General features: G+C 62.6%; 23 protein-coding genes. 13 read left to right on the forward strand and 10 right to left on the reverse strand.

Annotation, left to right across the window (positions count from 1 at the left end; genetic code table 11):
- Window positions 1–14: 14 nt before the first annotated feature.
- Entirely contained in the window at window positions 15–1,601 is a 1,587-nt protein-coding gene (locus RPG13_RS07380) for an adenylate/guanylate cyclase domain-containing protein (RefSeq protein ID WP_292504630.1), read from the reverse strand.
- Between the two features lie 574 nt (window positions 1,602–2,175).
- On the opposite strand from RPG13_RS07380, the gene RPG13_RS07385 reads away from it, so the two are divergent.
- Window positions 2,176–2,580, forward strand: coding sequence for a GFA family protein (locus RPG13_RS07385; protein ID WP_095485074.1), 405 nt, complete (start codon window positions 2,176–2,178; stop codon window positions 2,578–2,580).
- A 4-nt stretch (window positions 2,581–2,584) separates the two neighbouring features.
- Here RPG13_RS07385 and RPG13_RS07390 read toward each other — a convergent pair whose 3' ends face one another.
- Window positions 2,585–3,853: a DNA recombination protein RmuC gene (locus tag RPG13_RS07390; RefSeq protein WP_128286507.1), complete on the reverse strand. Its 1,269-nt coding sequence runs from the start codon at window positions 3,851–3,853 to the stop codon at window positions 2,585–2,587.
- Window positions 3,854–3,957: 104 nt separating this feature from the next.
- Between RPG13_RS07390 and def the strand changes: the two genes are divergently transcribed.
- Genes def through truA form a run of 4 tightly spaced genes read left to right on the forward strand, consistent with a single transcriptional unit; the run spans window position 3,958 to window position 6,728 of the window.
- Window positions 3,958–4,503: a peptide deformylase gene (gene def / locus RPG13_RS07395; RefSeq protein WP_077374507.1), complete on the forward strand. Its 546-nt coding sequence runs from the start codon at window positions 3,958–3,960 to the stop codon at window positions 4,501–4,503.
- A gap of 9 nt (window positions 4,504–4,512) precedes the next feature.
- The gene (fmt, locus tag RPG13_RS07400; protein WP_337124764.1) at window positions 4,513–5,448 is read left to right on the forward strand and encodes a methionyl-tRNA formyltransferase; all 936 of its coding nucleotides are present in this window, start codon (window positions 4,513–4,515) and stop codon (window positions 5,446–5,448) included.
- Window positions 5,445–5,954: a GNAT family N-acetyltransferase gene (locus tag RPG13_RS07405; RefSeq protein ID WP_095484556.1), complete on the forward strand. Its 510-nt coding sequence runs from the start codon at window positions 5,445–5,447 to the stop codon at window positions 5,952–5,954. Before fmt ends, RPG13_RS07405 begins: the two co-directional genes overlap by 4 nt.
- Window positions 5,955–5,972: 18 nt before the next feature.
- On the forward strand, window positions 5,973–6,728 hold the full coding sequence (gene truA, locus RPG13_RS07410) for a tRNA pseudouridine(38-40) synthase TruA (protein ID WP_292504622.1): 756 nt from the start codon (window positions 5,973–5,975) through the stop codon (window positions 6,726–6,728).
- Here truA and RPG13_RS07415 read toward each other — a convergent pair.
- A complete protein-coding gene (locus tag RPG13_RS07415; protein ID WP_126104061.1) occupies window positions 6,725–7,318 on the reverse strand; it encodes a transporter in 594 nt (197 codons plus the stop codon). The two genes, truA and RPG13_RS07415, sit on opposite strands and share 4 nt — an antisense overlap.
- A 2-nt stretch (window positions 7,319–7,320) precedes the next feature.
- On the reverse strand, window positions 7,321–8,520 hold the full coding sequence (gene dapE / locus RPG13_RS07420) for a succinyl-diaminopimelate desuccinylase (protein WP_337124765.1): 1,200 nt from the start codon (window positions 8,518–8,520) through the stop codon (window positions 7,321–7,323).
- Between the two features lie 117 nt (window positions 8,521–8,637).
- Between dapE and RPG13_RS07425 the strand changes: the two genes are divergently transcribed.
- A complete protein-coding gene (locus RPG13_RS07425; RefSeq protein ID WP_337124766.1) occupies window positions 8,638–9,672 on the forward strand; it encodes a 2-dehydropantoate 2-reductase in 1,035 nt (344 codons plus the stop codon).
- On the opposite strand, the gene RPG13_RS07430 is transcribed toward RPG13_RS07425, so the two are convergent.
- Genes RPG13_RS07430 through dapD form a run of 3 tightly spaced genes read right to left on the reverse strand, consistent with a single transcriptional unit; the run spans window position 9,647 to window position 11,624 of the window.
- Window positions 9,647–10,348: a hypothetical protein gene (locus RPG13_RS07430; RefSeq protein ID WP_095484552.1), complete on the reverse strand. Its 702-nt coding sequence runs from the start codon at window positions 10,346–10,348 to the stop codon at window positions 9,647–9,649. The two genes, RPG13_RS07425 and RPG13_RS07430, sit on opposite strands and share 26 nt — an antisense overlap.
- Window positions 10,349–10,369: 21 nt before the next feature.
- Window positions 10,370–10,741 (reverse strand): DUF805 domain-containing protein, encoded by a 372-nt coding sequence (locus RPG13_RS07435; protein WP_158302538.1) that lies wholly within the window; start codon window positions 10,739–10,741, stop codon window positions 10,370–10,372.
- Between the two features lie 28 nt (window positions 10,742–10,769).
- Complete coding sequence (gene dapD / locus RPG13_RS07440; protein WP_126104057.1) at window positions 10,770–11,624, reverse strand: 2,3,4,5-tetrahydropyridine-2,6-dicarboxylate N-succinyltransferase; 855 nt, start codon at window positions 11,622–11,624, stop codon at window positions 10,770–10,772.
- A gap of 142 nt (window positions 11,625–11,766) precedes the next feature.
- Between dapD and RPG13_RS07445 the strand changes: the two genes are divergently transcribed.
- The gene (locus RPG13_RS07445; RefSeq protein ID WP_095484549.1) at window positions 11,767–12,606 is read left to right on the forward strand and encodes an LOG family protein; all 840 of its coding nucleotides are present in this window, start codon (window positions 11,767–11,769) and stop codon (window positions 12,604–12,606) included.
- A 157-nt stretch (window positions 12,607–12,763) separates the two neighbouring features.
- Here RPG13_RS07445 and RPG13_RS07450 read toward each other — a convergent pair whose 3' ends face one another.
- Window positions 12,764–13,471, reverse strand: coding sequence for a pyrimidine 5'-nucleotidase (locus RPG13_RS07450; RefSeq protein ID WP_126104056.1), 708 nt, complete (start codon window positions 13,469–13,471; stop codon window positions 12,764–12,766).
- Window positions 13,472–13,632: 161 nt separating this feature from the next.
- On the opposite strand from RPG13_RS07450, the gene RPG13_RS07455 reads away from it, so the two are divergent.
- From RPG13_RS07455 to RPG13_RS07465, 3 genes are all read left to right on the forward strand, one after another.
- On the forward strand, window positions 13,633–14,394 hold the full coding sequence (locus tag RPG13_RS07455; RefSeq protein WP_095485073.1) for a GGDEF domain-containing protein: 762 nt from the start codon (window positions 13,633–13,635) through the stop codon (window positions 14,392–14,394).
- 138 nt (window positions 14,395–14,532) lie between these two features.
- Window positions 14,533–14,688, forward strand: a complete 156-nt coding sequence (locus RPG13_RS07460; protein WP_126104055.1) for a hypothetical protein — start codon at window positions 14,533–14,535, stop codon at window positions 14,686–14,688.
- Window positions 14,685–16,124 (forward strand): GMC family oxidoreductase, encoded by a 1,440-nt coding sequence (locus RPG13_RS07465; RefSeq protein ID WP_337124767.1) that lies wholly within the window; start codon window positions 14,685–14,687, stop codon window positions 16,122–16,124. The genes RPG13_RS07460 and RPG13_RS07465 overlap by 4 nt, the downstream gene beginning before the upstream one ends.
- A gap of 98 nt (window positions 16,125–16,222) precedes the next feature.
- On the opposite strand, the gene phhA is transcribed toward RPG13_RS07465, so the two are convergent.
- Entirely contained in the window at window positions 16,223–17,059 is an 837-nt protein-coding gene (gene phhA, locus RPG13_RS07470; protein WP_337124768.1) for a phenylalanine 4-monooxygenase, read from the reverse strand.
- A 135-nt stretch (window positions 17,060–17,194) separates the two neighbouring features.
- Here phhA and RPG13_RS07475 point away from each other — a divergent pair, with 135 nt between their 5' ends.
- The 3 genes from RPG13_RS07475 (at window position 17,195) to RPG13_RS07485 (ending at window position 19,960) form a co-directional block, all read left to right on the forward strand.
- Window positions 17,195–17,671 (forward strand): Lrp/AsnC family transcriptional regulator, encoded by a 477-nt coding sequence (locus RPG13_RS07475; protein ID WP_095485072.1) that lies wholly within the window; start codon window positions 17,195–17,197, stop codon window positions 17,669–17,671.
- Between the two features lie 119 nt (window positions 17,672–17,790).
- The gene (gene bchE / locus RPG13_RS07480; protein ID WP_337124769.1) at window positions 17,791–19,338 is read left to right on the forward strand and encodes a magnesium-protoporphyrin IX monomethyl ester anaerobic oxidative cyclase; all 1,548 of its coding nucleotides are present in this window, start codon (window positions 17,791–17,793) and stop codon (window positions 19,336–19,338) included.
- A gap of 223 nt (window positions 19,339–19,561) precedes the next feature.
- On the forward strand, window positions 19,562–19,960 hold the full coding sequence (locus RPG13_RS07485; protein ID WP_337124770.1) for a RidA family protein: 399 nt from the start codon (window positions 19,562–19,564) through the stop codon (window positions 19,958–19,960).
- Between the two features lie 30 nt (window positions 19,961–19,990).
- Here the strand turns inward: RPG13_RS07485 and argB are convergent, their stop codons facing one another.
- Window positions 19,991–20,884 (reverse strand): acetylglutamate kinase, encoded by an 894-nt coding sequence (argB, locus tag RPG13_RS07490; protein WP_095485071.1) that lies wholly within the window; start codon window positions 20,882–20,884, stop codon window positions 19,991–19,993.
- Window positions 20,885–20,905: the final 21 nt, after the last annotated feature.

Here is a 20,905-nt window from a genome sequence, read left to right on the forward strand (position 1 = left end):
AGCTTCTAGAGAACCTAAAAAGCGGCGGGCTTGCTTCGGATGGTTAAGGCCAGGAGCGCCTCCGAAAGTCGTTTCTTCGCCCGCTCGACCCCGTTCTCGTCGATTGCCTCAACATCGAGGAACAAGTCGAGGCCAGTCGCGTGCTCGCTGATGACCTGAGGGCGCTGGGCCAGTTCACCCAGGAGGCCCTCGACTTCATAGGGGACAACCTCCCGGCTGATCCCCTTCATGGCAATCGGTGCTAACGGACGCGCCCGGACAAGGTCGCGGACGAGCGCGTAAGTTTCATAGCTGAGGCAGATGCCGCCGGGCTCGGCAATCGACTGCAGACGGGCCGCCAAGTTCGCTTCGGCTCCGATGATCGTGTAGTCCATCCGATCATCGGAACCGAAGTTCCCAACATTGCAATAGCCCGTGTTGATGCCCATGCGAGCTCGGAAGGGCCGTTCAACTCCGCGGTCACGCCACACCCTGTTCAACTGCTCCAGCCGACGCTGCATGTCGACAGCCATGCGCAAGCAGGCTCTCGCGTCTTCCTCGATGCCTTGCGTCTCGGGGTCTCCGAAGAACACAAGAAGCGCGTCGCCGATGAACTTGTCGACGGTGGCGCCGTGTTTGAGCGCGATCGTCGACATCTCGGTGAAGTACTCGTTGAGGAGAACCGTCAGGTCCTCGGGCTGGAGCCGTTCCACGATCGCGGTGAAATCCTTGACGTCGGAGAAAAAGATCGTGAGCTTCTTGCGCTCGGTCGCGATGGTGACGTCCTTCTGGCCGCTGAAGATGCTTTTGTAAATTTGAGGCGAGAGGTATTTGGCGATCTTCAATGAGATCGCGGCCAGGAAGTCGTTTGCCTCGGAAAGCTCTTTATTGATGCCCTGAACCAAGGCGGACTGCCGACGCTGCAGGAGAATGAACGCCAGGCCCGCCGCCGCCGCGAAGCCGAAATATAGGAGCAGATACTTGAAAGCGAGGACGTTCGCAGCGATGGGCTGATTGACTGATATCTCCTGGATCCCTCGGACATCCCCTACTTTCCAGTCCGTCTTGGGGCTGTCCGGGTGGGAGTTATGGCAGGTCACGCAGACTTGTCCCATTACAACCGGGGCCGCGGCGCGGACGTGTCGGTCAAACAGCGAACCCGAGACTTCGATGATCGGCTCCCTCGGGTTGGCGCGCAAAGCAAAGATTGCATTCCGCTCGAATACATCGAGCTGGTGGGGGTCGCGACCTTTGAAAGGTAGATCCGAGACGAACCGATATTTCACGGAACCGTCGTGAGCGCTGATGCGCTTGCCGAGTTCGATCGAGAGGGTTGCTGGAATAGGGATCGCGCCTGGCACATCCCGGTAGTTGTGCGTCGCGGTCACGGCGTCGTCTGCTTGCAGCACGCGTCCCACGACTTCGCTGCCGTAGAATCCGCGCATTTCGTCGATGATCCGGCTGATTTCGCTGGCTTGCGTGCGCAGCATCCGTTCCGATAGGTCTCGGAGATCGAGCCAGGCGGCGACGGGCAGACCGATAAGGCCGATGACCACTGCCGCCACCAGGAGCGGTCCCATGGTGCGCTGCTGACGCGCAATCTGTTCACCCAGTCCAGCCATTGTGCCAGCGCCCGGCAGTCACTAGTATCTGAACTATATCTCATTCCCGGCACGGTACCTAGCGTCAGTCTTGGCTCGATGAAAACACGCCAGCCCTGCAACGACGGACCGACCTTGAGCGGTTGTGGCTAAGCCCCCACCTTCACAGCGGATTTCGCATACTGGCGCGCCCGGCCAACTGCGGACTGTTCTCACGCTTGGAGAAGGAATGCTCAAAGTCCGACCGATGGCGCCCGAGCCGGTTGCCAACGAGGACCATTTGTCGGCGCCCGAGATCGAGACCTGCGTCGAACGCATCGAGGCAGGCTGAAGACCGAGATGCCCGAGGTCACGCGACTGTTCGTCCGCGGAACCTGAGCCCGCCGGCTCAAGGCCATAGAGGCCGCGTCGGGACAAGCGCCGGACTAGAGGCCTGCCGTTGCAAGGTTCGCCTGCCGCGCTGCCGCATCAACTCGAATGTCGGAGTCGATTTCGGAAAGCATGATGTGTAGGTTCAAAGCATTACACCATACTATGTGTCCAAACGGGCGCACGTCGCTCAAGCATTGCCGAACGGATTTTGGGAGGAATGAAGATGAAAATCGACGGCGGGTGCCATTGCGGGGCCATCACCTACGAGGCCGAAGTCGATCCGGAAAAGACCAATATCTGCCACTGCATCGATTGCCAGCAACTGACTGGAACGGCGTTTCGGGTGACCGTGCCGGCGTCGGAGGATCATTACCGGATCACCAGGGGCACGCCGAAGATCTACATCAAGACCGGGTCGAGCGGCGCCAGGCGCGCCCAGGCTTTTTGCGGCGAGTGCGGTTCGCATCTCTATGCCACGTCGGTCGGTGACGGACCGAAAGTCTACGGCATCAGGGTAGGCACGGCGCGTCAGCGCGATGAACTGGTGCCGAGACGGCAGTTGTGGCATCGCTCGGCGCTACACTGGCTGCCGGACTTCGAAGGCACGACGATCGTCGAGGAGCAGTAGCCTCTCAGTCGTCGCCTTCGACGACCCTAAGTCTCAGCTGACCGGTCTTGGAGTCGGCGACGCGCGCACCCGCTTCGACCTTCGCGCCGTGTGTGGTCTCGGCCGATCCGGCGTCGCCCTCCGTCGGCTGCGCGCCGAACTCCAGCGCCTCGATCTTCTGGCCGCGCTTGGTCACCTTCGACGTCGAGACGAGGATATCGTCGATATCCTTGGCCGACTGGCCGAAATGGCTCTGCAATTTGCGCACCCGCTCGTCGAGGCGCGAGACATCCTCCATCAGCCGGATCACCTCGCCCTGAATCAGATGCGCCTGCTCGCGCATGCGGGCGTCCTTGAGGATCGCCTGGATGACCTGGATCGACAACATCAGCAGCGACGGCGAGACGATGACGATGCGGGCGCGGTGCGCCTTGTGGACAATCCCCTCGAAATTCTCGTGGATCTCGGCAAACACCGATTCCGACGGCACGAACATGAAAGCGGTGTCCTGCGTCTCGCCCTGGATCAGGTATTTTTCTGATATATCGCGGACATGCACCTCGATGTCGCGTCGAAACGCTTGTGCGGCGACCTTCTGCAAATCGACGCCTTCGGCGGCACGGATGGCGTTCCAGGCTTCCAGCGGAAACTTGGCGTCTATGGCAAGCGCCGGCGCGCCGTTCGGCATCTTCACCAGGCAGTCGGGCCGGCTGCCGTTCGACAAGGTCGCCTGGAATTCGTAGGCCCCGTGCGGCAGGCCGTCGGCGACGATCGCCTCCATGCGCGACTGGCCGAAGGCGCCGCGCGTCTGCTTGTTGGAGAGGATCGCCTGGAGCTGAACGACCTGGCCGGCGAGCGACTGGATGTTGCCCTGCGCGATATCGATGACCGCCAGCCGTTCCTGCAGCTTGGCAAGGCTCTCATGCGTCGATTTCGTCTGCTCGGTCATGGTCTGGCCGAGGCGGCCGGTCATCGCGTCGAGGCGTTGGCCGATCGACTGTGTGAGTTCGGCCTGCCGCGCCCCGAACACTTCGGCGATGGCGCCCATGCGGCCCTGCATCTCGGCCTGGCTTTGCAGGATGCCGGCCATCCGCGCCTCGGCGTCGCGGGCGTGGTCGGCGGCTTCCGCAGCCGCCACTGCACGCGCCTTGGCCGACCGCCACAGCGCGACGACCAGCGCCACGAACAGGCCCAGAAACAGGATCGCGCCGAATGCCAATGCGTGGCCGAGCGTGATCGTGGTGGCGCCGAGCCGGGCGATTGGTTCGGACAGGATTGATGTCAGGTCGTTCATATGGACAGCATAGATGATTCTCCCTGACGGCACAGATCAAAACGTGAACGGCGCTTCAATTGCCCCGGTTGACGCTTTCCGTGCGACGTCTTAGGTGAGACGCCATGTCGATCAAGCCTCTCATCATTCTTCCCGATCCCGTCCTGCGCCAGGTTTCGAAACCGATCGAGCGCGTCGACGGCGCCTTGCGCAAGCTCGCCGACGACATGCTGGAGACCATGTACGATGCGCCGGGCATCGGCCTGGCGGCGATCCAGGTCGGCGAACCGTTGCGCATGCTGGTGATCGACCTCGCCAAGGAAGACGAGACGCCGGCGCCGCATGTCTTCATCAACCCCGAGGTTCTCGACAGCGCCGATCAGCGCTCGGTCTACGAGGAGGGTTGCCTGTCGATCCCGGATTACTATGCCGAGGTCGAGCGCCCCGCCGCCGTGCGTGTGAAATATCTCGATCGCGACGGCAAGCTGCAGGAGATCGAGGCCGAAGGGCTGATGGCGACCTGCCTGCAGCATGAGATAGATCATCTCAACGGCGTTCTGTTCATCGACCACATCTCGAAGCTGAAGCGCGACATGGTGGTCAAGAAGTTCAAGAAGCTCGCCAGGGACAAACCATCAGGCAGCAAGGCGCCGGGCAAGTTGGTGGGATAGGGCTCAAAAATGCCCCTGCGCGTCGTTTTCATGGGTACGCCCGAATTCTCGGTGCCGACGCTGCGGGCGATCGCGGAGGCCGGGCATGAGATAGAAGCCGTCTACACCCAGCCGCCGCGCGCCGCAGGTCGCCGCGGGCTGGAACTGACGCCATCGCCGGTGCAGCGCGAGGCGGAGCGGCTGGGCGTCGAGGTGCGGACGCCGGTGTCGCTGAAGAGCGAGGCCGAGCAGCAGGCGTTCCGCGCCTTGCGGGCCGACGTCGCCGTGGTCGTCGCCTATGGATTGCTGTTGCCCAAACCCATCCTCGAGGCGCCGCGGCTCGGTTGCCTCAATGGCCACGCGTCGCTGTTGCCGCGCTGGCGCGGCGCCGCACCCATCCAGCGCGCCGTCATGGCCGGCGATGCCGAGACAGGCATGATGGTGATGCGGATGGAGGAAGGTCTGGACACCGGTCCGGTGGCGATGATTGAAAAATGCACCATCGGCCCCGATATGACGGCCGGCGACCTGCACGATCGGTTGATGCTCATTGGTGCCGCGCTGATGGCGGAAGCGCTGGCACGGCTGGAACGGGATGCCCTGACATTTACCACGCAGGCGACGGTGGGGGTGACCTACGCCAAAAAGATCGATAAAGCGGAGACGCGCGTGGACTGGACGCGGCCTGCTGGCGAAGTCCACGATCATATTCGCGGCCTGTCGCCCTTTCCCGGCGCATGGTGCGAGACCGAAATCGGCGGCCGCCTGGAACGGCTGAAACTGCTTCGCTCGACGCTTTCGCAAGGCGCCGGCGAGTCGGGAGGAATTCTCGATGACCGCCTGACGGTCGCCTGCGGGTCAGGCGCCATCAGGCTGGTCGAAGTTCAACGTGCGGGCGGAAGGCCCATTGCCGCGCAAGAGTTTCTGCGCGGGGCCAAGCTCGAAAAAGGAACGAAATTCTCATGAGCATGATGTCGATACGCGCGGCGACGCCGCGGGACCGCGAGGCGATCCGCCTCGTCGAGGAACACGCATTCGGCCAGCAGGCGGAGGCCGGACTGGTCGACGCGCTGGTCACCGGCGGCGATGCCGTCGTCGAGCTGGTGGCGGACGAAGATGGGCAGGTGGTCGGCCACATCCTGTTTTCCAGGCTTTTCGTGCAGAATGGTGGCAAGAGCTTTCCAGCGGTGGCGCTGGCGCCTTTGGCCGTCGAGCCGTCATTCCATGGCACCGGCATCGGCGGCGCGCTGGTCCGCGAGGCGCATATCCGTCTCAAGGACGCCGGCGAGGTGCTGGCGGTGGTGCTTGGCGATCCCGCCTATTATGGCCGCTTCGGCTACAGCCACGCACGCGCCGAAAAATTCGAGAGCGAATATCAGGGCGACGCGCTGCAGGCGCTGGCCTGGGGCGAGGCGCCTGAGACCGGCAAGCTGGTCTACGCTTCGGCCTTCGGCTCCGCGCTCGCCGCCTAACCTCATCCTGCTTTAGGAATGCCGCGTTTTCGCCTCGACATCGAATATGACGGCAGCCTCTATGCCGGCTGGCAGCGCCAGGCAGACCAGCCTTCGGTGCAGCAGGCGATCGAGCAGGCGATCGAGAAATTCTGCGGTGAGCAGGTCTCGCTGCGCGGCGCCGGCCGCACCGATGCCGGCGTCCATGCGACCGGCCAGGTAGCGCATGTCGATCTCGTCAAGGCGTGGCCCGATGACAAGGTGCGCGATGCGGTCAACGCCCATCTGCAAGCGGCCAAGACGCGCATCGCCGTCCTCAAGGCGGCTGTCGTGCCTGATAGCTTCGATGCGCGTTTCTCGGCGACCGGCCGCCACTATCTCTATCGCATCGTCAACCGGCGCGCGCCGGCAGCGCTCGACAAGGGCAAGATCTGGTGGGTGCCGAAGCGGCTCGACGCCGAGGCCATGCACGAGGCGGCAAAAGTGCTGCTGGGGCGGCATGATTTCACTACGTTCCGCTCGACCCAATGCCAGGCCGACAGCCCGATCCGGACGCTTGATCGGCTGGATGTCAGTCGGCTGGGTGACGTGATCGAAGTGCGAGCCTCGGCGCGCTCGTTCCTGCACAATCAGGTGCGCTCGATGGTCGGCTCGCTGAAGCGCGTCGGCGAAGGCGGCTGGACAATTGCCGACCTGAAGGCGGCGCTCGATGCGCGCGACCGTGCAGCCTGCGGCCAGGTTGCGCCGCCCGACGGACTTTTTCTCGTCGGTGTGGATTATCCGAAAGTCGATTAAGCGGGCGCACCGATGCCGAGCAGCGCCTGCAGGCCGAACAGAACGACCAGCGACGCCACGAACATGCCGGCGAAGACGGCGGTGCCGACAGCTGCGCCCCTGCCGATGGCGATGTTTGTCATCCGCCAGGTCAGGACCATCGACAGCGCAAACAAAAGCAGCGACGCCAGTACGGCGAACTCGTTGGTGGAAGGCAGGAAAAGCCTGATCAACGCCGACGGCAGCATCATCCAGGCGATGATCGCCGACGCCCAGTTGCTGGCGACGACATAGTGGACGAAGCGCCCGCCAATGCCGGCACGCGGCGCGATAAAGGCAAGGCCGACAAGCGGCAGTACCCAGGCGCCAATGTCGACCGTCGCCAGACGGATCAGCATGCTGAAGCGCCCCGCGAATGCATCCGGATCGCCGATCTCGTTGGCAAGGCCGACCCAACCGACGATCAGCGCCGGTGCCGCGACGATGATGGCGAAGAAGGAATTCCAGAAACCGTCGGCCGAAAGGTCGAGCAGGCGCAGCCCGTCGGCCTTGCCGAGCATCAGTCGCCAGGCGCCTGTCAGGGAAGCATAGGTTTCGTCCGACGAAAGCATGGTTACGATATGCCTCGCTCGAACCAGTCTTCGATGAAGCGCTGATAAATTTGCGTCAGCGTCTCGAGGTCGGCAAGCGCGACGCGTTCATCGACCATGTGCATGGTCTTGCCGACCAGCCCGAACTCGACCACCGGACAATAGTCCTTGATGAAGCGGGCGTCTGAGGTGCCGCCGGAGGTGGAAAGCGCCGGCTTCCTGCCGATCACTGCCTTGACCGAGCCGCTGAGCGTCTCGATCAGCCGGTCGTCGCGAGTGAGGAAGACGTGGCTCGGCCGATCGCGCCAGAGGAGCTCGTAATCGACCGGCGTCGTCTTGCCGGTCCGGTATTTCTTGCGCTTCGCCGCCTTGTCGAGACGGTTGTGGATTTCCGCCTGGATGGTCTCGGCGGTCCATGTGTCGTTGAAGCGGATGTTGAAGGTGGCGGTCGCCTTCGCCGGAATGACATTGGTGACCGGATTGCCGACGTCGATCGAGGTCACCTCCAGATTGGTCGGCTGGAAATCCTTTGTGCCCTCGTCGAAGACGGGGTGCAGCAAGGCGTCGACCAGCGTCATCAGGCCGCGCACCGGGTTGTCGGCAAGCTGCGGATAAGCGGCGTGGCCCTGCCGGCCGTTGACGATGATGCTGCCGGACAGCGAACCGCGCCGGCCGATCTTGATCATATCGCCCAGCGCGTCTGGATTGGTCGGTTCGCCGACGATAGACGCATCCCACTTCTCGCCCTTGGCGGCTGCCCATTCGAGCAGCTTTGTCGTGCCGTTGATGGCCGGCCCTTCTTCATCGCCGGTGATCAGCAGCGAGACCGAGCCTTTCAAGCCGCCCTTCGACTCGATATGGCGCGCCACCGCGGCGATGAAACAGGCGATGCCGCCCTTCATGTCGACGGCGCCGCGGCCGAACATCTCGCCCTTGGCAATCTCGGCGGCGAAAGGCGGATGAGTCCATGAAGCTTCGTCGCCGACCGGCACCACGTCGGTATGCCCAGCGAACATCAGATGCCGACCGTTGCCGGAGCGCCGCGCATAGAGATTTTCGATATCGGGCGTGCCGCCTTCCGAAAACACCGGGCGCTCGACGGAAAAGCCGAGCGGCTTCAGCATTGTTTCGAGCGTGCTCAGTGCTCCGCCTTCAGCGGGCGTCACCGAGGCACAACGGATAAGGGCGGCTAGATTTCTGGCGGGATCGGAAGGCAACGTCATGGGCAAAAGCGATAGTCGAAAGCGCAAGGCCTGTCACGGCCAGACATAAGGGCCAGCCATCCCGCCGACATTATGGTTTTCATGTCGTATAGTCGCAGGCCAAGGCAGCATCATCGGATGGCCAACGAGGACAAAAGGATCGTCATCGCCGGCGCCGGCAGCATCGGCTGCTATGCCGGCGGCTGCCTGGCGCTCGCCGGGCTACGGGTGATTCTGCTGGCGCGGCCGCGCATCGAAGAGGCCTTGCGGAAGGACGGGTTGCGGGCCACCGAGCTTGACGGCCGCGATCGCTCCATCAAGCCGGATGGGCTGTCGGCCACCGCCGATCCGGCGGCCGCCTTGCGCGGTGCTGAAATTATTCTTGTGACGGTCAAGAGCGGCGCTACTGAATACATGGCGGCGCTCATTGCCGGCCACGCCCGCCCGGACGCGGTGGTGGTCAGCCTGCAGAACGGCGTCGACAATGCCGACAGGCTGCGGGCAAGGCTTACTGGGCGACCTGTGCTCGCAGGCATGGTGCCGTTCAACGTGGTCCAGTCACCGGATGGCGAATTGCCGCTTCGCGTGCATCGCGCCAGCGAGGGCAAGGTGATGATCGAAGAAGGGATCGCCGGCCTCGATGAACTGCTCGACGTCGATGGGTTCGCAGTCGCCGCGCATGGCGACATGACCGCGGTGCTGTGGGGCAAGCTGCTGCTCAACTTGAACAACGCGCTGGTGGCGCTTTGCGGCCTGCCGCTGGCAACGCAATTGGCCGACCGCCGCTGGCGGCTGATCCTGGCCGGCCAGATCGACGAGGCGTTGGCGGCAATGCGGGCGTCGAGCATCGAGCCGGCGCGGATCGCCGGCCTGCGCCCGGCGCTGCTGCCAAAACTGCTCCGTCTGCCCGACGGGCTGTTCAAGGTCCTGGCGCGGCGCATGCTTGCGATCGATCCCGAGGCACGCTCGTCGATGTGGGACGATCTGCAGCGCGGCCGGCCGACCGAGATCGACGAGCTGCAAGGTGCGATCCTGCGCCTGGCTGACAGAGAGGGCACGCCGGCGCCGCTGATAAAGCGTGTCACGGCACTGGTTCGCAAGGCAGAGCAGGAAAATCATGGATCGCCCGGCCTGACACCGGAAGCGATCAGTGCCGGCCTTCGATCAGCGTGATCTTTTGCCAGATCTTCCGCGACAGGTTGGAGGCGAGAGTCTCGATGTCGTTGACGCCATCGACGACGACATTGTCGTTGACCGACTGGGCGAACAGCGCGGCGATTTTGCCGGTGATCGACAGCATTTCGGAGCAATAGTCGAGATAGCGGGCGAGATCGGCACGGTCGGTTATGCGTGCCGGTGAATGCGATGCCGGCTTGAAATCGGCTGAAAGCACTGCCGGATCCTTGGTCAGCTGATGCATGTCGATGACGTGGATCAGCGATCGCAAGCCGTGAAGCTTGCGAAACACCTGCTTGCGCTTGATACGCTCCTCGGTTCGGATCAAGGCCAGGAAGCCCAGCGCCGTCAGGATGATCACGTTGATCGAGGATTCTATGCCCTGCACCGACTGGATGGCATCGTGGTTTGCCGAGACACGGCCGAGCGGCAGGATGGTGCCGACGAACAGGAACATCAGCGCGCCAGCGGCAATGGCGGCGATGATGACGCCGCGCAGCCACCAGATCGGCGCTTCCAGCGCCTTCGCCGCCTTGGCCAGATCACGCGACAGCGACACAAGTTCAATGGCGACGCCACGCAAGCCTGCATCGGGAAAACGGTCGGCGACGCGTTTTTCCAGTTGCTCGGCGGTTTCGATGATCAGTTTCGAATCAAGCGTGCGGTAGCGCATGGCGAGAGACCCGATCGACGTTCAGGATTCGGCCGGTGCATTGGTATGTTTGCCGTAGCGGTTGGGTCCGGGATCACTTTTGAAAAAGGCCAGAATGATAAGGAGAATGGCGCCGATGACGAGAGAGATCAATGCGTAGTAGGTAGGCTTGCCGAAATCATGGAACCGCTTCGCCGTTAGCGCAAAGGTCGACCATGTCGAGACGACCACAGCGATCCACCAGGCGAGCGCCCAGTACTGGCTTGCGGCAGTGCCGAGCGGCGTTCGCGAGAACTGGTAGAGCAGAAAAAGCTGAACGAGGAGCGGCAAAAGACCGGCCAGAACGTAGGCGCTGGGGTTCACTCGCCCGGAAAGGCTGAAGAAAAGCCAGAAAAATCGAGGTCTGTCGAGCAATCGGGTGCGTCCGTTTTTTTGCGAAGGATCAATCGCGAAGCAGTTCATTGATCGAGGTTTTGGACCGGGTCCTGGCATCGACCCGCTTGACGATGACGGCGCAGTAGAGGCTCGGACCGGGCTCACCGCTGGGCAACGGCTTGCCGGGCAGCGAGCCGGCGACGACGACGGAATTGGCCGGCACTTCGCCGTAGAAGACCTCACCGGTGGCGCGGTCGACGATCTTGGTCGACTGGCCGATGAAGACGCCCATGCCGAGCACCGAGCCCTCGCGCACGATGCAGCCTTCGACCACTTCGGAGCGTGCGCCGATAAAGCAATTGTCCTCGATGATGGTGGGACCGGCCTGCATCGGCTCCAGCACGCCGCCGATGCCGACGCCGCCCGACAGATGCACGTTCTTGCCGATCTGGGCGCAGGAGCCGACCGAGGCCCAGGTGTCGACCATGGTGCCGCTGTCGACATAGGCGCCGACATTGACGAAGGACGGCATCAGCACGGCACCTGGCGCGACATAGGCGGAGCGCCGCACGATCGATGACGGCACGGCGCGAAAACCTGCCTTCTCGAAATCGATGGCGCTCCAGCCGTCGAATTTCGACGGCACCTTGTCCCACCACACGGCCTGGCCGGGGCCGCCCTTGATGATCTCCATCGGGTTGAGCCGGAAGGACAGCAGCACCGCTTTCTTCAGCCACTGGTTGACATGCCATTTGCCGTCGGCCTGGCGCTCGGCAACGCGGGCGACACCCCGGTCGAGCAGGTCGAGCGCCGACTGGATGGCGTCGCGCGTCGCGCCACGGGTTGCCGTCGAAATCGTGTCGCGTTCCTCGAAGGCTTCTTCGATGATCTTTTCGAGACTCGCCAGATCGGGCTTCGACATGAATTCGCTCCATTACCAAGCTGTTAAGGGGCCGCGCCTTAACCTGTTTTGAAAGTCGCCGGACCCTATGTGAAGGCTTGGTGAGGGTCAATCGCGGCTGCGCCACGGGACGGCGCAAGTGAATAATTGGACGGTAGGTAACATGACTCCTATGGAAAAGGCGGGGTGGACGCCGCTGCCGCATTCGGACGAGGATCTGGAGCGTTCGAAAAGCGTGCCGGATACGCCGCAGACGCGCGCCGAAACCTACCGGTTGGCCTGGAACGATCCCGACTTCATGACACGGCGCGAACTGCGCGCGGTCAGGCTACAGCTCGAACTGTTGAAGCCGGAGATGATCCTGGCCGAGCGCGGCATCCGCTCGACCGTCATCCTATTCGGTGGCGCGCGCATCCCCGAGCCGGGCGGAGAAGCCTGGGCGGCCAAGAACGAGACGCAGAAGAAGAACCTTGAGAAAAACAGCAAATATTATGAGGAAGCGCGAAAATTCGCCCGCCTCTGCTCGCAGCAGTCGGCCACCTCGTATTATCGCGAATTCGTCGTGGTGACCGGCGGCGGACCCGGCGTCATGGAAGCCGGCAACCGCGGCGCCGACGATGTCGGCGCACCGTCGATCGGCCTCAACATCGTGTTGCCGCACGAGCAGGCGCCGAATGCCTATGTGACGCCGGAGCTCTGTTTCAACTTCCACTATTTCGCGGTCCGCAAGATGCATTTCGTCATGCGCGCCAAGGCTGTCGCGGTGTTTCCGGGCGGCTTCGGCACGATGGACGAATTCTTCGAGACGCTGACCCTGATCCAGACCGGCCGCATGGAGCGCGTGCCGGTGATCCTGTTCGGCAAGGCTTTCTGGAAAAGGGCGATCGACCTCGATTTCCTCGCCGAGCAAGGCACGATCACCCCCGGCGACCAGGACATCATCGATTTCGTCGACACCGCCGACGAGGCCTGGGGGATTATCAGCCGTTTCTACAAGCTCTGAGACCTCGCTGCGGACCCACGGGTCAAGCCCGAGGGCATGCTTTTGGCGACATGCACTAGAGCAATTCTAGGAAAAGTGCGGAGCGGTTTTCCGTCCGGAATTGCGTAAAAACAAATACTTAGAGCGGTTCGGCGTTTCCGTGAAACGATGAAGTGCTCTAGGCTGCGACTTCGACGATCGCAGTAAGGAATTCGGCAAGATCGTCGGTGACGAAATCCACATCGTCCTCGTTGGCCGGGTCACGTTCCCAGATTTCCGAGAAGGTCGGCTCGAAGTTGCGCGGCACGACCAGCACCGTGGTCATGCCCAGCGATTTCGGCACGGACAGGTTGCGGGCCAGGTCCTCGAACATCACCGCATTGTGGCCGGTGACGGCGTGGAGTTCCGCAAACTTCTCGTAGGTCCGGCGCGCCGGCTTGGGGTTCAGCCCGGCGGCGACGATATCGAAGATGTCGTCGAAATGGTCGAGGATGCCGAGTTGGCGCGCGGTGCGTTCGGCATGCCTGCGGTCGCCATTGGTGAAGATGAACTTGCGGCCGGGAAGTTGGCGGATGGCGGTGCCGAGAACGGGATCGGGAACCAGCCAGGAATAGTCGATGTCGTGGACCTTCTCGAGAAAGTCGTCGGGATCGATGCCGTGGCGCGCCATCAGGCCATTCAGCGTCGTGCCGTATTCCCTATAGAGTTCCTTCTGCAGCTTGCGGGCATCGTCGCGCGGCAGCGTCAGCAGCTCTCCGACATAGGCGGTCATCTTCACGTCGATCTGCGAGAACAGGTTCGAATGGTGCGGATAGAGCGTGTTGTCGAGGTCGAACACCCAGTCGGTGACATGGGCAAAGCGGGCGGGATCCGGGAGTGTGGTCATGCAATCCTTATGGCACGAAACATTGCTTTTGGCAGAGGCTTTATCCACAACTTATGCGGGTTTCGGGTGGCGAAAATGACGCCATGATTCAAATTTTAGGCATCGCAGAAAGGTGGCATTCAGGGCTTGCTGGCACACAGACGGTCGAGGGGGAGCCAGCGATGAGCCGCATATTTCTGAAGTCTGCCGCCGTCGCTTTCGCCTCCCTCGCGGTCTCGCTTTTGCTGACGCTGATCGTCGTCCCGGCAATGGGCTTTCCGTTCAACCGCACGATGTGGCTGACGTGCACGGTCTGCCCGCTCGCGCTTGCCTGGATTGCTAGCGCTTATACATTCTGGCAGGGCGAGAGGCTGAAAGGCGCCCATCGCGATCTCGCCCGCGCTCATGCCCAACTCGCCGCCGCGCATCGGCGCCTGTCGGAAAAGGCGAGCCGCGACGACATGACCGGCATGCTCAACCGCGAGAGCTTCTTTGCGGCGCTCGACGCCTCCCGGCGGAAATCCGATCGCGGTGCGTTGCTGATCATCGATGCCGACCACTTCAAGATCATCAACGACAGCTACGGCCATCTGACCGGCGACGACGCGCTGCTCCTCATTGCAAGCGCGATCGAGCGCGGCGTGCGCAGCGGAGACGTGATCGGCCGCATCGGCGGCGAGGAATTCGGCGCGTTCCTGATCGGCGCCACCGAGCAGGAAGCCAAACGCGTCGCCGAGCGCATTCGCCGTGAAGTCGAGCTGATCCGCTTCCGTCCCGTTGATGAGCGGATCATACCCCTCACCGTCAGCATCGGTGGCGTCACCTGCGGCGAGGGCGCCGCCGTATCGGATCTGATGCGTGCCGCCGACCGGCGCCTTTACCAGGCCAAGCACCGCGGCCGCAATCTGACCATCCTGGACACGGACATTTCCGAGGCGGCTTGAGCGGTTTTCAATCAGCCTGGCCGTTTACACGGCTTAAGCAAGTGTGCGGCTAGGTTTGGCACGGAATTGGCTTCTCTTGGCGAGCATGTGCCGTTCTGGGAACGCCATGCGTGGATAAAGGCCCCATCGAGACGTGTCATGAGTTTCTTCACAAAGAAAATGTCGCGCCGCACGATCATGCAGGCGCTGATCGCATTGCCGGCCCTGTCGCTGTTCCGCAAGCTGCCCGATGCCGATCCGGACGCAATCGTCGAGGTCAATGGTTGGATCCTAAAAAGGAGCGACCTGGCGTGATCTTCGACAGCTACGAGGCATTTCGCGCGGTGAATTTCACCGCCAAGGTCTGCATTCTCGGCTCGGGGCCAGCCGGCACCACGATCGCCAGGAAGCTTGGCGTGGCCGGCATTCCGGTTGTGGTGCTGGAGGCCGGCTCCCGTGAGTTCAGCGATGATTCGCAGGATTTCTACCGCGGCGCCACGGTCGGCGATCCCTATTTCGATCTCGACATCACCCGGCTGCGCTTCGTGGGCGGCAGCTCCAATCACTGGGCCGGCTGGTGCCGCGTGCTCGACAGCCAAGATTTCGAGCCCAAGGCCTGGGCGCCGGATACCGGCTGGCCTATCAGCCGTGCCGACATCGAGCCCTACCTGCCTGAAGTCCACGATATCCTCGAACTTCCCGATTTCCGGCCGGATGTGCCGATCTCGGACGACATTCGCTGGGTGCAACTGATCAAAAGCCCGGCCGTGCGCTTCGGCGAGAAATTCGCCGACGAGCTCGACAAGAGCAGGAACGTCGCCGTGGTGCTCAACACCTATGCCACCGAGCTTGCCGGCGATGGCAAACGAGTGACCGGCGCCAAATTGTGGTCGAACGGCCAGGACGCCGGTTCCTTCACCGCCGACTATTTCATCGTTTGTACCGGCGGCTTGGAAAACTCGCGGCTGCTTCTGTGGTCGAACCAGCGCTCGAATGGCGGCGTGGTGCCGAAGGCGACGGCACTCGGCAGCTACTGGATGGAGCATCCGACCTTCGAGGGCGGCAATGCCATCCTCGCCGACTATAGCGCGTTCGAGGTCGACGCCACCAACGAGGCCTTCTTCTCGCCGACGCTTGCCGCCATGGAGCGCCTTGAGATCATGAATTTCGGGATCAGGCTGATCGCGACGCCGTACCCCGGGGTCAAACGCGTCATCGCCGACCTCGCCTGCACGGCGCCCGAGATGGCCGAATGGGTGTCCTATCAGCTCAGCCAGGACCTGCGCTGCGCCGCCCAGCTCTATGTCACCTGGGAACAGGCGCCGCTGGCCTCGAACCGGATTCAGTTGTCGAAAGCCGATGTCGACCATGCTGGCGTGCCGCGCATCGAGCTGCACTGGAAAAAGTCGGAGCTGGAGCGCCGCACGCTTCTCGAGGGCTTGAGGCTGTTCGGGACGACGCTCGTCCAGAAGGATCTCGGCCGGGTGCGCATCGCCGACTGGCTCACCAATGGCGGGGACTATCCGACGAATGAGGAGCTGGCCGGCCACCACCATATGGGCGGCACCCGTATGGGCACGGATGTGATCAAGAGCGTGGTCGACGCCAACTCAAAGGTGCATGGCATGGACAATCTCTATGTCGGCGGCTCTTCGGTGTTCTGCACGTCCGGCGAATGCAACCCGACGACGACGATCGTCGCATTGGCCTGCCGGCTGGGCGATCACCTCAGCAAGGTTATCGGCGTATAGAAGGCCGGCTCAGCCGGCCGGCCGAGGGATCGCCATCGCAGTCCACCGCCAACAACGCCCGCGCCGGTCGGCTGCGAGCGTCCGAGCCTGCCCAGCGTTTAAAGTTTCGCCGGGTCGAGCGCCGGTTTGCCCTTGTGGCGTCCGACAATCGCTGCCATCTCGGCGACATTCTGGAATCCATCGCGCAAAACGTCGAAGGATGGCAGCACGAAATAGGCGCGTTGGAACTTGTCGATCTCGTAGCTGGTGCGCATCACCGTTTCCAGATCGAAGGGGACATGGTGCGCGTCCTTGCTTTCAATCGCGAATTGAAGTTCCGCAAAGGACGACATCAGCCCGGCGCCGAAAGCCTTCAGCGGTTGGCCGGCTTCCTGTATCAGCCCGTATTCGACGGTGTACCAGTAAAGGCGGCTGATCATCTCGTCGCCGCCAAGCGCGATCAGGTCCTCCGCCTTCTCCCCATACATCTGCATGAAATCGGCAAAGACCGGCTGCGTCAGTGCCGGCACGTGGCCGAAGAAGTCGTGGAACATGTCCGGCTCGACGATGTAGTCGAGCTCTTGTTTCGTCCGCAGCCAGTTGGTCACCGGGAAGCGCCGGTGGGCGAGGTGGACGAAGAAGGCGGGGGCGGGAATGAGGCCCGGCACGGCGACGATTTCCCAACCGGTAAGCTTGCGCAGTTTTTCGCTGACCACACCGAAATCCGGAATCTTGTCTAGCAGGCCCAGCGTGGCGACGCCGTCGAGATAAGACCGGTGTGCCAGCTTTTTGGTCAACTTCGTCTGGCGGTCGCACAGTGTGCGCCACACCGCCTGCTCGTCGGCGGTGTAGTTGTAGCTCTGCTCGACGGTGAAATCGGAACGGCAGACCGAATAGTCGCCGCGAAGGCCTTGCGCCGCGCATTCGCGGGCGTAGTCGGCAACGTTGATCGTCATGGCTGTTCTCCCTGGAAATCACGACTAACATCATGAAAATCTAGCCGGATCCGGTGAGGCAAATCCGCTTTGATGATGGCTCGAATACGCGATTTGAGGTAAAAGCCACCACAGCAACGCTGTAGGAGAGTGAAAGTGCCTCAGTTTGACGATTTTGAGATCAAGATGCTCGATATCTTGCAACGTGACGGACGCAAGCCTGTGTCCGAACTGGCCCAGGAGATCGGCCTGTCGACGACGCCATGCGCGCGCCGATTCGAGGCTCTTCAGAGCGCCGGTATCATCAAGGGTTTTGCTGCTGTGCTCAGCCGCCGCGCCGTCGGCCTGCTGGTCGAGGTGTTCATTCAGGTACGCCTCGTAACCCACAGCGACGGTTCGCCCGAAACCTTTATCGCTGCCGTGCAGCGCATGGACGAGGTGTCGTCGTGCTGGACGATGACCGGCGACTACGATTTCCTGCTGCATGTGATGGTGCCGTCGGTCGACGAGCTCAATGCCTTCGTCATGCATCGGCTGATGCGGCTCGACGGCGTGCGCGACGTCCACACGCAGCTTGTGCTGCAGAACATCAAGGGGCCGGGCCACGTGCCGCTCGGGCACCTCAGGCGATGAAATTGTATCTCGGCATTTGCATTTCTGCGGAAAAGCTGCACGGAAACTGCTGAACCGGGCCAGCTGCAGGCCCAGATCGACGACCAGGATGACCGGACCGCCATTGCAAAAGGTCCTTCATGAAAATCGTCCTGATCAATCCGCCGCATACCGCCATCGGCAGCCGCGTGCCCGACGACCATTTGCCGCCGCTCGGCCTGCTCGCATTGGGCGGCCCGCTGATCGACGCTGGCCATGAGGTGCGGCTCGTCGATGCCGAGTTCGGGCCGATGCCGCTTGCCGCAGCCGTGCAAGACGCCTTGAGCGATCATCCCGATTGCATTCTGATCGGCCATTCCGGTTCGACATCGGCGCATCCGACAGCACTGGAGATCGCACGAATGGTCAAGCACATCGACCCAGCAACGATGGTGATCTATGGCGGCGTGTTCCCCACCTATCACTGGCGCGACATACTTGCCGAAACGGACGTCTTCGACTTGATCGTGCGCGGCGAAGGCGAGGCGACCATCGTCGCGTTGGTTGAGGCGCTGGAAAAGCGCCGGCCGCTGTCTGACGTGGCGGGCATCGCCTTTCGCGACGATTTGCGCCGTCCCTTTGCCACCAAGCCGGCAAGCACGATCGCCGACCTCGATGAATACCGCATCGGCTGGGACCTGATCGATATCAGTCGTTACAGTTATTGGGGCGGCAAGCGCGCGGTGGTCATGCAGTTTTCCCGAGGCTGCCCGCATCTGTGCAATTATTGCGGCCAGCGCGGTTTCTGGACGCGATGGCGGCATCGCGACCCGGTGAAGTTCGCGCAAGAGATCGCCTGGCTGCACCGCGAGCATGGCGTCGAGCTGATCAACCTTGCCGACGAGAATCCGACCTCGTCCAAAAAAGCCTGGCGCGCCTTTCTCGATGCGATGATCGCCGAGGACGTGCCGGTGCTGATCGTCGGCTCAACCCGCGCAGATGACATTGTTCGTGATGCCGACAGCCTGCATCTCTACCGCAAGGCAGGCGTCATCCGTTGGCTGCTGGGCATGGAAAACACCGATGAGAAGACGCTTGCGTTGATCCGCAAGGGAGGCAGCACCTCGTCCGACCGCGAGGCGATCCGGCTGCTGCGCCTCAATGGCATACTGTCGATGGCGACCTGGGTCGCCGGTTTCGAGGATGAGCGCTTTCGCGATCTCTGGCGCGGCTTCCGCCAGCTCATCGCCTATGATCCGGACCAGATCCAGGCGCTCTATGTCACCCCGCACCGCTGGACGCCGTTCTTCAGGATGGCCAGGGACCGCAAGGTGATCCAGCTGGACGCCCGCCTGTGGGACTACAAGCATCAAGTGCTGCAGATGACCCGACTGAAGCCTTGGATGCTGTTCTTCAGCGTCAAGCTGATCGAACTGGCGGTGCAGTCGCGGCCGAAGGCACTGGCGCGCATCCTGTTCCACAAGGACCCGGAACAGCGCCATTCGATGCGCTGGTACACGCAGATGGGCCGCCGCGTCTGGTTCCGCGAGGTCTGGGGCTTTCTCGCCCGCGACCGCCGCCTGAAGGACGGTCCGACACTGGCCGAATTCTGGGGCGCGCCGCAGGACGAGGAAGAGGAATCGATGGTGTTCGGGCACCCGGCGCGCAAGCTGACACCGCCCGGGATCGCGATGTCGCCGAGCGCCTGATCAGCTCTGGGCAATCTCCTAAAAACATACGCAACGTATGCGTATTGACATACGGAGCGTATGTGCCCACTTCGGGGAGACGGGGGTATGTCACAACCGCCCGGAAACCGGAGCGCAGCGATCCAAAACCCTGAAGCCTTGCGAGCGGCTCTCGCCCTTCTCGGCGAAGCCACATCGCGATCGTCGGGAGGTCTGGCCTGCCTTGTCTAGATGGAGTGAAACAATGACCAAACGCGATGCGATCTTCCCTGCCGATCGGCAGGCCCTCTACGAGATCAACCGCTATTCGGCGGCGATCCGCTCGGGCGACTTTCTGTTCGTCTCAGGCCAAGTCGGCAGCCGCGAGGACGGGTCGCCCGAGCCGGTCTTTGCAAAGCAGGTCCAGCTTGCCTTCGACAATCTCGCGGCGGTGCTGAAGGCTGCCGGCTGCACCTTCGACGATATCGTTGACGTCACCACATTCCACACCGATCCGGCCACACAGTGGGAGGCGATCAACGCCGTCCGGCTGAAGGCGATCGGTGAACCGCCCTACCCGAACTGGACCGCGGTGGGCGTGAACTGGCTGGCTGGCTTCGATTTTGAAATAAAAGTCATCGCGCGCCTTCCTCAGCCCAGCTAATCGACTGGCGGCGCGACCAAAGGCCGCCGCTTATGGCACGATCAGCGTGCCGGCGCCGTGCTCGGTGAACAGCTCGAGCAGCACCGAATGCGGGGTCTTGCCGTTGAGGATGACGACGCCTTCGACGCCGCGCTCGATCGCCTCGATGCAGGTCTCGACCTTGGGGATCATGCCGCCCGACACCGTGCCGTCCTTGATCAAGGCCTTTGCCTCGGTCACGGTCAGCTCGTCGATCAGCTTCTTGTTCTTGTCGAGCACGCCGGGCACGTCGGTGAGGAACAACAGGCGTGTCGCCTGGCAGGCGCCGGCAATCGCGCCGGCAAAGGTGTCGGCATTGATGTTGTAGGTGTGGCCGTCGCGGCCCGGTGCCACCGGCGCCAGCACCGGGATCATTTCGGACCGCGCCAGAAGGTCGAGCAGCGTGCGGTCGACCTCGACCGGCTCGCCGACGAAGCCGAGATCGAGCACGCGCTCGATGTTGGAGTCCGGGTCGATCATGGTCTTGCGCGCCTTTTCGGCGAAAACCATGTTGCCGTCCTTGCCGCATAGGCCGATCGCCCATTCGCCCTCGGCATTGATCAGCGCGACGATCTCCTTGTTGATCGAGCCGGCCAGCACCATCTCGACGATCTCGACCGTCTTCTGGTCGGTGACGCGCAATCCGCCCTCGAATTTCGATTCGATGCCCATCTTGCTCAGCATGGCGCCGATCTGCGGCCCGCCGCCATGGACGACGATCGGATTGACTCCGGATTGCTTGAGCAGCGCGATGTCGCGGGCGAAGGCCTTGCCGAGCGCAATATCGCCCATGGCATGGCCGCCATATTTCACCACAACCGTCTTGTTCTCGTATCGCTGCATGTAAGGCAGCGCCCTCGAAAGCAGCGCGGCCTGCATTTCGGCGGTGGCGGCGACGTCCGTCATCGGCATTGTTCCCAGCTTGAA

The organism is Mesorhizobium sp. ISC15, assembly GCF_037162615.1.
In the GTDB taxonomy this organism is placed as follows: domain Bacteria; phylum Pseudomonadota; class Alphaproteobacteria; order Rhizobiales; family Rhizobiaceae; genus Mesorhizobium; species Mesorhizobium mediterraneum.

Coding starts and splice junctions, on each gene's coding strand:
- RPG13_RS07460 (WP_126104055.1), top strand. CDS start 14,533: ATGAGTTTCTTCACAAAGAAAATGTCGCGCCGCACGATCATGCAGGCG.
- truA (WP_292504622.1), top strand. CDS start 5,973: ATGCCGCGTTTTCGCCTCGACATCGAATATGACGGCAGCCTCTATGCC.
- RPG13_RS07445 (WP_095484549.1), top strand. CDS start 11,767: ATGACTCCTATGGAAAAGGCGGGGTGGACGCCGCTGCCGCATTCGGAC.
- def (WP_077374507.1), top strand. CDS start 3,958: ATGTCGATCAAGCCTCTCATCATTCTTCCCGATCCCGTCCTGCGCCAG.
- RPG13_RS07415 (WP_126104061.1), bottom strand. CDS start 7,318: ATGCTTTCGTCGGACGAAACCTATGCTTCCCTGACAGGCGCCTGGCGA.
- RPG13_RS07405 (WP_095484556.1), top strand. CDS start 5,445: ATGAGCATGATGTCGATACGCGCGGCGACGCCGCGGGACCGCGAGGCG.
- argB (WP_095485071.1), bottom strand. CDS start 20,884: ATGACGGACGTCGCCGCCACCGCCGAAATGCAGGCCGCGCTGCTTTCG.
- RPG13_RS07385 (WP_095485074.1), top strand. CDS start 2,176: ATGAAAATCGACGGCGGGTGCCATTGCGGGGCCATCACCTACGAGGCC.
- dapE (WP_337124765.1), bottom strand. CDS start 8,520: ATGACGTTGCCTTCCGATCCCGCCAGAAATCTAGCCGCCCTTATCCGT.
- RPG13_RS07450 (WP_126104056.1), bottom strand. CDS start 13,471: ATGACCACACTCCCGGATCCCGCCCGCTTTGCCCATGTCACCGACTGG.
- phhA (WP_337124768.1), bottom strand. CDS start 17,059: ATGACGATCAACGTTGCCGACTACGCCCGCGAATGCGCGGCGCAAGGC.
- RPG13_RS07380 (WP_292504630.1), bottom strand. CDS start 1,601: ATGGCTGGACTGGGTGAACAGATTGCGCGTCAGCAGCGCACCATGGGA.
- RPG13_RS07425 (WP_337124766.1), top strand. CDS start 8,638: ATGGCCAACGAGGACAAAAGGATCGTCATCGCCGGCGCCGGCAGCATC.
- RPG13_RS07455 (WP_095485073.1), top strand. CDS start 13,633: ATGAGCCGCATATTTCTGAAGTCTGCCGCCGTCGCTTTCGCCTCCCTC.
- fmt (WP_337124764.1), top strand. CDS start 4,513: ATGCCCCTGCGCGTCGTTTTCATGGGTACGCCCGAATTCTCGGTGCCG.
- RPG13_RS07430 (WP_095484552.1), bottom strand. CDS start 10,348: ATGCGCTACCGCACGCTTGATTCGAAACTGATCATCGAAACCGCCGAG.
- RPG13_RS07485 (WP_337124770.1), top strand. CDS start 19,562: ATGACCAAACGCGATGCGATCTTCCCTGCCGATCGGCAGGCCCTCTAC.
- bchE (WP_337124769.1), top strand. CDS start 17,791: ATGAAAATCGTCCTGATCAATCCGCCGCATACCGCCATCGGCAGCCGC.
- RPG13_RS07390 (WP_128286507.1), bottom strand. CDS start 3,853: ATGAACGACCTGACATCAATCCTGTCCGAACCAATCGCCCGGCTCGGC.
- dapD (WP_126104057.1), bottom strand. CDS start 11,624: ATGTCGAAGCCCGATCTGGCGAGTCTCGAAAAGATCATCGAAGAAGCC.